Source organism: Pedobacter sp. 01T416_2 (assembly GCF_056398925.1).
This window is the reverse complement of sequence record NZ_JBFTQI010000556.1, coordinates 1-4,708: the sequence shown is the minus strand read 5'-3', so window position 1 is coordinate 4,708 and position 4,708 is coordinate 1. Positions and strand designations below refer to the sequence as shown.

The 4,708-nt window shown below is 36.8% G+C and carries 5 protein-coding genes; all 5 read left to right on the top strand.

The annotated features are described in order from the left end of the window. Positions 1–840: 840 nt before the first annotated feature. Positions 841–1,026 carry a cold-shock protein gene (locus AC1DPQ_RS20190; protein ID WP_215128477.1) on the top strand — a complete coding sequence of 62 codons (186 nt, stop codon included), beginning with the start codon at positions 841–843 and terminating at the stop codon, positions 1,024–1,026. Between the two features lie 7 nt (positions 1,027–1,033). Further along, positions 1,034–1,231, top strand: coding sequence for a cold-shock protein (locus tag AC1DPQ_RS20185; protein WP_215128475.1), 198 nt, complete (start codon positions 1,034–1,036; stop codon positions 1,229–1,231). Positions 1,232–1,334: 103 nt separating this feature from the next. After that, positions 1,335–1,544: a S1 domain-containing protein gene (locus tag AC1DPQ_RS20180; RefSeq protein WP_029279509.1), complete on the top strand. Its 210-nt coding sequence runs from the start codon at positions 1,335–1,337 to the stop codon at positions 1,542–1,544. A 128-nt stretch (positions 1,545–1,672) separates the two neighbouring features. Further along, complete coding sequence (locus tag AC1DPQ_RS20175) at positions 1,673–2,449, top strand: helix-turn-helix domain-containing protein (RefSeq protein WP_477610677.1); 777 nt, start codon at positions 1,673–1,675, stop codon at positions 2,447–2,449. Positions 2,450–2,804: 355 nt separating this feature from the next. Next, complete coding sequence (locus AC1DPQ_RS20170; RefSeq protein WP_477610676.1) at positions 2,805–4,124, top strand: arylsulfatase; 1,320 nt, start codon at positions 2,805–2,807, stop codon at positions 4,122–4,124. Positions 4,125–4,708 lie beyond the last annotated feature (584 nt).

The following is a 4,708-nucleotide window of genomic DNA, read 5'->3' as shown; positions in this document are numbered from 1 at the left end:
TCATAAGGATAGGCCTATCTGTTTTTTAGAAGATGATCAGCTTAAAAAGCGAGTCCTGGTTCTTAGGCTCGAAGGACTTAAAATTGGCGATCGGGTCAGTTATCAGCTTATTCCATCATCAACCGGACTCATCGGAATCAGCGTAAAAAAGCTATGAAAAATGAAAATCATACAACTTTAAGTTGTTTTTTGAATTATTTTGTGTCAGCCTATTGTCATTCTGATTTTAATCTGTAACTTACAGAATGGGCGATAAAGTAAATTTGATTCTTGGAATAGTTTTCCTTTTAGGTGGTTTTAGTGTTTTCTTTGTGATTTTTAGCGGAAAAAAGGGTTAGTTCAATTTTCAAATACTTTTTTCAAGAGAAATTTTTCTCTTCGAATGGTTTATTTTGATATGCGGCAAAATTCGGTCTCCGGATAAAAAAAGAATTCATTTTCTGGTATTCACAATAGCCTTATAATATTTAGGGTTGTTTGGGATGTGCAATAATAAATGTAAGATGAGCGCTTATTCATAGGGGCAGTTTTATAAAATTTCTTCCATTAAAGACTTGTATTACCTTATATTATGCCAATCGTGATACCGATGCTGGTAAAGAGCGCTTGTTTTCGTTGGTTTTTTGATCCAAATTCGCTTTGTTAATACTTAGTGTAACGCAATAAAATAGCGAAGTTGCTGATTCAGTCTGCGACTTTTTTTGTTTATATGTGCTTTGTTTATCTGAATATTAAAATCATCATTAATTGTCGTTTGATCTATAGATTTGGTATAGAAATCTATTTAATTGCTAAAACTTTTTGAGTTTTTGTATGTTTGTTGTATTAAATCTAAATTAAATGCAAGGAACAGTAAAATTTTACAATGAATCTAAAGGTTTTGGCTTCATTATAACGGAAGACGGAGAAGAAGTTTTTGTCCATGTTACAGGCTTGGTCGATAAAATAAGCCAGAATGATCGGGTAGAGTTCGAATTAGCACAAGGGAAAAAAGGTCCCAATGCGGTTGATGTAAAACTGATTTAATGGTGCAATGAGATTAGGTACCGTAAAGTTTTATAATCCTAAAGAAGGCGTTGGCAGTATTACTCCATCAAATGGTGGGCGCGAAGTGAGTGTTTTTGCCCGCGGTGTGATCGATCCGATAAAGCCCAATAATATTGTTCAGTTTGAAATAGAATTTACACAAAGTGGTATCGAGGCCATTAAGGTGATGGTGCTATCTGCATAGGTAGGCCTTATAGCAGGTTCTTTTTACATTATATTACCGGTCTATTTATTATTTGGCACAGTTTTTTGGGTTAGCTATATATTAGTTAACGCAAAAGGTCGAAATGGTGACAAAAGAAATGGGAACAATAGATTATTATAATGAAACTGAAGGCTTTGGGAAAATCAGGAACGATATTGGAGAAGAAGTTCTGTTTTATCAAAGCGGCCCAATAAATGGATTTAATCTAAAAAAGGGTTTAAAGGTTTCTTTCGAATTGCATCAAACACTATCAATTGCAATAAATGTGCTAATCATTGAGCCGAAGGATTAATGATTGTTTAATGCTTTGATTCTTATAGCCTGTATTACAGATAGAATTTAATCATTATAATAGATTATTTTAGCAACTTGTAACCAAATCTGATAACTTTGGTCTTACTGTTGTTTATCCTTAAGTTTATGATACAGCTAGAGTCAATTACCGGTTTTTTTAAAAGAGAACGTGCGTTGCAGGCAATATACCCTATGCGTATGTTGATTTTACGTGAGGGGAAAGGCTTTTTGTGCATGAATTCTGGCGATTACCCCTTATTAAACGGCAGGATATTTTTTATTCCGGAAGAGGGCCTGGTTAGGCTCGAAGGAGAAATTACCTCAGGTTATTGGCTCAGTTTTAGCAGTTTATTATATGCCGAATTTTTACTTCAGCACTTGGATCCCCAGGCTAAGAATCTCTTCTTAAATTTGTCTTTAAGGGATCTTGATCCGCACAAATCAACTAAAACTTATAGTTTGCTCGATCAGCTAAAAAAAGAAATCAATATTAAAAAAGATATGTCCTTTTTAGCGCAATACTTATCATTATTTCTGGGTTTTACGGCTGGCTTAGACGGCTATCTCGCTGCTTTAACCTTAGATGATTTACAGCAGGTATTACGGTTTAGGGCCATTTTGGAGCAATTTTATAAGCAAGAAAGGTCCATTCAGTTTTATGCGGAAGGTATGGGGATGAGCACTGGCAAATTGAATAAATTTTTAGACCGTGTACTAGGGAAAAGCTTAACAGTGCTCATCAAAGATCGGATTATGCGCGAGGCGGAAGAATTGTTGCTTCACAGTGATTATACGGTTGATGAAATAGCCGAACTATTGGGTTTTGAACAAACCACTAATTTTAGCACGAGTTTTAGACGGCATAAAGGCATATCGGTACYTCAATTTAGCCGCCTAACTTAAATTGAATGAAAAATTGGTGCGTCTGCCAAAGAAATGTTCGTCAGTTCGATTTCATCTCTTCTAGAGAACAGGTTTTCCAGACCTCACCACATTAATTGCTTTCACGCCTAACGCGTAAAGTTTTGCTTACTGCATCTATTTTATCAGCCGCACCAATTTTGCATCGGCTAAATTAYAAAATCTTAGCTTAAAGAAAAAAAATATTCCTAAATAATGTTACGAAGTTGTATTTTAGTATTTACAAGTAAGCGTCTGCGATAATCTCGGGCAGGTAAAATAAAAAGTCTAGTAAGTTTGTAGGTTATTTGCAAAAAATTATATTTGCCAAAATATAACCACTGTGAAACAAGAGTTTATGAAATCTTTTCCCATAATAAATCTTCTAAAATTTATAGCTTTTGCTACACTTATGGCCAGTTTTACTGCTGTACAAGCACAAAGCAAAAAGAAACCCAATATTATTTTTATCCTGGCTGATGATCTTGGCTATGGTAATGTACACAGTTTTAACCCCAATTCTAAAATCCCTACGCCAAATCTGGATAAGCTCACTGAAGAAGGAATTAAGTTTACCCGTTTCTATTCAGGAAATACCGTTTGCGCACCTTCAAGATGTGCTTTAATGACTGGTTATACCATGGGTCATGCCTGGGTTAGGGGCAATGCAAAAGCAAAAGATGGCCTTGCCGCTTTACGTGCACAGGATACCACCTTGGCCGAACGTTTAAAAGGAAACGGATATAAAACAGGCATGTTTGGTAAATGGGGTTTAGGCGATGAGGACAGCAAGGGGGCGCCACATTTAAAAGGTTTCGATAGTTTTTATGGATATCTGGATCAATCGCATGCACACGAATATTACACCAACCGTTTGTACGAAATTGTTAGTGGTAAAACAGTAGAAGTGCCTGTTGATACCGCAAAATACACTGAAGACCTGATTGTAAATAAAGCGGTTGATTTTATTAACGAGAATAAAGACCAGCCTTTCTTTTTGTATCTGCCTTTAACTGTTCCCCATGCAGAGTTGAAAGTACCTGCAGAACTATTGAAGAAGTTCCAGAATGCAGACGGTTCGAGTAAATTTCCACCTGAAACACCTTTTGAGAAGAAAGGAAACTATGATAGTCAGGCGCAGCCACATGCTGCTTTTGCGGCGATGGTAAATAAACTTGATACTGATGTGGGGACTATTGTTGCATTGATCAAGAAATTAGGTTTGGATAACGATACTTATATTTTCTTTACCAGTGATAACGGTCCGCACAAAGAAGGCGGTGCCGATCCTGTATTTTTTAACAGCAGCGGCGAGTTTAGGGGTGTAAAAAGAGATCTCTATGAAGGTGGAATCCGTGTACCGTTAATTGTAAGAGCGCCGGGCAAAATCGCTGCAGGTCAGGTTAATCCAACGCCATGGGCCTTTTGGGATGTATTGCCAACCCTTGGAGAGCGCCTAAAAGAAGCTGTAACCAAAGGCGACTGGAAGTTGATCCGTTTTAAAGACAAAGGAACTGCCGAAAAGCTGGAACTGTATAATTTAAAAAGCGATATTGGTGAAAAGAATGATATTGCGGCAAAAAATCCTGAAACTGTTAAAGCGCTTTATGTTTTAATGAAGCAGGCTAAAACACCCTCAGAAAATCCGCGTTTTGATTGGTCGGAAATTGAAAAATAGATGAAGGTAATTAAGCCAATTCTGATTCTGAGCTGCACTTTGCTTTTTGCATGTAAAAATGATACGGTGAAGCGCAATACTCAGGTGAAAGTAAAATATAAGCCTGCAGTTTGTTGTTCATCTAACCTGCCATCACGCTTTGGTATAAAAGCGAATGGTAATGTTCGCCCATTTGGAGATAAGCAGGTTAAAAAGTCATTATAAAATAAATCAAACAGGCAGTATCACATTTGTAATTCCATCCGAATTTGCCACAATGTCCAAAGGACTCCTACGGAGAGCTTGTCGAAACGCCTTTCGAGGCATTAAGCAGGTTCTTCGACAGATACCAATGGCTGACCCAATAGAATGGTCGTCATCTCGACTGTAGCGCAGYGAAATGGAGAGATCTTTGTACCAAGTTATTGAGATCAAATTTAAAAGATCTCTCCACTACGGTCGTATTCTAGGTTTATCACAATTGCAAATTTATTTTAAGAAAAATTCTTTTTTAGGAATTTTTCTTAGCTTTTATGACGCTCTCCTATAATTCTCGACATACATTTCTCCTCTCTTAACAAGTGAGAACATCCTTAAAATCAGTT

What these genes read in the sequence shown, in the direction of transcription:
- AC1DPQ_RS20185 (WP_215128475.1), top strand. Translation starts at nt 1,034, where the DNA reads ATGAGATTAGGTACCGTAAAGTTTTATAATCCTAAAGAAGGCGTTGGC.
- AC1DPQ_RS20180 (WP_029279509.1), top strand. Translation starts at nt 1,335, where the DNA reads ATGGTGACAAAAGAAATGGGAACAATAGATTATTATAATGAAACTGAA.
- AC1DPQ_RS20170 (WP_477610676.1), top strand. Translation starts at nt 2,805, where the DNA reads ATGAAATCTTTTCCCATAATAAATCTTCTAAAATTTATAGCTTTTGCT.
- AC1DPQ_RS20190 (WP_215128477.1), top strand. Translation starts at nt 841, where the DNA reads ATGCAAGGAACAGTAAAATTTTACAATGAATCTAAAGGTTTTGGCTTC.